The 3,016-nt window shown below is 44.9% G+C and carries 3 protein-coding genes; all 3 read right to left on the bottom strand.

Annotation, left to right across the window (positions count from 1 at the left end):
• Window positions 1-158: 158 nt before the first annotated feature.
• Window positions 159-962, bottom strand: a complete 804-nt coding sequence (locus G610_RS0115140; RefSeq protein ID WP_026525441.1) for an ExeA family protein — start codon at window positions 960-962, stop codon at window positions 159-161.
• Window positions 962-2,206 carry a DDE-type integrase/transposase/recombinase gene (locus G610_RS0115135; RefSeq protein WP_026525440.1) on the bottom strand — a complete coding sequence of 415 codons (1,245 nt, stop codon included), beginning with the start codon at window positions 2,204-2,206 and terminating at the stop codon, window positions 962-964. Before G610_RS0115135 ends, G610_RS0115140 begins: the two co-directional genes overlap by 1 nt.
• A gap of 62 nt (window positions 2,207-2,268) precedes the next feature.
• Complete coding sequence (locus tag G610_RS21210; RefSeq protein WP_139176170.1) at window positions 2,269-2,787, bottom strand: DUF6431 domain-containing protein; 519 nt, start codon at window positions 2,785-2,787, stop codon at window positions 2,269-2,271.
• Window positions 2,788-3,016: the final 229 nt, after the last annotated feature.

Raw genomic sequence — 3,016 nt, 5'->3', positions numbered from 1 at the left:
TGTTGTCCGGCACATTAAATGAGTCCTCAATCTTCACTTTAAATGAGGCTGCATAGGGTGTCAGACAAAGGGTTCAGTCAGATTGTTTGACACCTGATTTTCAGATTATATAAATGAAATCATCCCTCACGCACTTTAAATGAGTGAGGGATGTAATCCTAACCAAGTTCGCAGTCATTGACTGCCTGCATGACGATGTCGGTTGTAATGAGATCAGCTTTGGCGCTGTCACCTATAAGGAGGCTGGCGTTACAGTACTTGTTTATGAGACGCGGAGTACCATCAGCTGCGTTGAGTATTGCTTCTATTGCTGCATCATCAAAGATGGTCTGATTACAGCCAGCACCTTTGAGCTTTTCAGAGATATAGCTGCGGCCTTCTTCCTTGGTCACACCATCAAGGTTGTAGTTCATGACGATTCTCTGCCTGAGGGGTTCATGAATACCAAGCCCGAGTGTGGAATTAAGGTTCGGAAGTCCGGCAAGCAGAATGACTGCTCTGTCCCTGGAATCCATCTCAAAGTTAAAAAGAATCTTGAGATCGTTAAGGATGGCATTGTTGATATAGTTCGCTTCATCAATGATGATCACAGGCGTTTTCCTCTTTTCAACGGACAGGCGTGTGACTTCTTCCTGGATGATCTTGAAATTACTTGGTTTCTTGAATGCAGGCTGGGCGCCAAACTCTGAAACAAGATTTCTGTAGAAATCATTCGGGGTCAGGGTGGAAAGACTTGAATATATAACTTTATACAGCGAGGGATTCAGCGATGATGACCAGTGCCTTATGACAGTTGTCTTGCCTCTACCGGGACTTCCGGTGAGCAGGCCGAATCCTTTGGTCTTGGCCAGGTAGTCAAGGCGGAACAGGGCTTCCCTGTGTTCTGCGGTATCAACGATTATCTCCCTTGAGTTCTTGATAAATGGGTTAAACTCAAGCCCGTAGCGTGTAAAGTATTCCATCAGTCTTCTCCTCTGCAGATATGTACCTTGTCTCTCTTAACTTTGGAATTCTCCACTTTGTTTAGGAGACGGATTGGCGTAAGTGTTCCATCGGCTTCAACAATGTAAATTTCGTCAAGCCCTGGAGAATAGCGGAGCTTGATATGCTGCTTTGAAAAACGGCAGTCCACTTCGTATTCAACCTGGTCTATGGTGATGACATTATCAGCCGAGACTCTTCTCTCGATTTCGAGGAGGAAGGAGTGGTCTATCTCTTCATCGCTGAGGCGGTGGAAAAGATTTGGTTCTGAGAAGTATCTGTCCTGCGGTGATCTTCCGTTTAAGGAAGAATGTATGGTCTGATTGTACTTCTGCACATAGGCAAAGAGATTACCTCTGAGTTCATCGAGGGAATGGAAATCCCTGATGTCGAGGCCTGACATCCACTGATCTTTCATGGTGCGGAACCAGCGCTCGATCTTTGCTTTCTGTGTAGGCGTGTAAGGCTGGTCATAATGGATGACTGAGCCGATGCGGGCGGCAAGGAGTTCCATCTGCTTGTTCTTGTAGGAACTGCCATTGTCAAAGTTGAACATCTGTGGACGTCCATACTTTGCAACTGCTGATTTTATGACAGACATGAGGTTAACAAAGTTGTCATTGAAGAAAACATCTATGCCTACGATGAACCTGCTTGCATCATCGATAAGGGCAATGATGTAGACTTTATGCTTCTTGCCATCATCGGTCTTAAGATAGGGGCCAACGCTTGAATCTCCGCACCATACCTCGTTGATGTGTGGGCGCTCGTAACGTCGCATGTCAGGGTTTGTGGTGGTCTTCATTTCAAGTGAGAGCTGATTGACGTAGCGGTTGACTGTTGATTCTGAAACAGTGCCTACTTTTATGCTTCCGTTATCCTGAAGCTGTCTGTGGATAGATGCTGCGGACATGCGGGGGTAGTTGGTTTTGAGATATCTGATCTGTTCCTGAAGATCTGCATCCAGCTTTCGGGGCAGACCCTGATCCACACGGCCTGTAGGGATGAGAGCATCAAAACCGCCTTTCTTGTAGTTACGGTACCAGCGCTCAATGGTCTGTGGTGCAAAGTGCTTGACCGAGCCATCAGGAGCTAAAACTCCCTTGGCTGAGGCGTCATTAAAGAAAGCCGTAAGGGATGAGTAGTCTTCCCAGAGACCTGAAATGATTGGAGAGATAACAGAGTATCTCATAAGAGCAATGTTTTGTTGTTTTTCCTGATCCATGGCGGATCCTCCTTTCGTTTTTTCTTAAGTATATGGAGGATCAGGAGAGAGTTCGTGCCAGGTTATGTGGTATTTAAGAAAAGGATATTTGGAGTACATTTAATCTGCATGAACTGACGCTTGAAGTATTGAAAACAGCTGCTTATAAGGCTTTCGCCATCAACAGAAATACGTTCGGAGATAAGCCGTTGTTTCCAGTGCTTCAGGTACATCCTGATGATGTATCTAAAGTTGCTCTCGTCAAAAGACAGAGCTGAGGAAAGAGTGATGCTTGAAGGCGTCTCTTTTTCATGAGCTGTGATTATCTGAAGGTGATCCTGGAATGATATCTGGGAATAAGGAACCATTGATGACAGAAGGAGAGCGTGAGTGCGTCCACACTGATCGCATTTCACACGGCAGATCCTGAACATTACTTTTCCATCCTCGGTTTTAACATATCTGTTGTAATAACCATGGACGGATAGGCAGCCTGACTGACCACAAGGGCATTTGAGCTGATGGAACTGGAGATTGTTTAGGACAGAGTTGTAGAAACCTGGTGTAATCGGATTGTTTTCTTCAACGTAAAGGGTTATCATTGTCTTGCATGTTTTCGTACACTTCTGTGTACGGAGTTGCTAAGGCAGGATACCAAACTTTGGTCGGGGAGGGATCCTGCCTTTTATTGTCAGTAACTTTCCCATGATAACACAAAAGGCATGGCATTAAATAATCTGGTGTATTATGCACCTGAATAAATAAGTCCACACCTTTAAATAAAGTGATTCAAAAACAGAATTTAGAACGCAGGTAAAGTAACAAACAACA

Origin of the sequence: Butyrivibrio sp. MB2005 (assembly GCF_000424285.1) — a bacterium.
In the GTDB taxonomy this organism is placed as follows: Bacteria; Bacillota; Clostridia; order Lachnospirales; family Lachnospiraceae; genus Butyrivibrio.
The sequence above is the reverse complement of the archived record's forward strand: the minus strand, read 5'-3'. Positions and strand labels throughout refer to the sequence as shown.

Excerpts from the sequence above, each read along its gene's own strand:
- G610_RS0115140 (WP_026525441.1), bottom strand. The coding sequence starts at position 962 with ATGGAATACTTTACACGCTACGGGCTTGAGTTTAACCCATTTATCAAG.
- G610_RS0115135 (WP_026525440.1), bottom strand. The coding sequence starts at position 2,206 with ATGGATCAGGAAAAACAACAAAACATTGCTCTTATGAGATACTCTGTT.
- G610_RS21210 (WP_139176170.1), bottom strand. The coding sequence starts at position 2,787 with ATGATAACCCTTTACGTTGAAGAAAACAATCCGATTACACCAGGTTTC.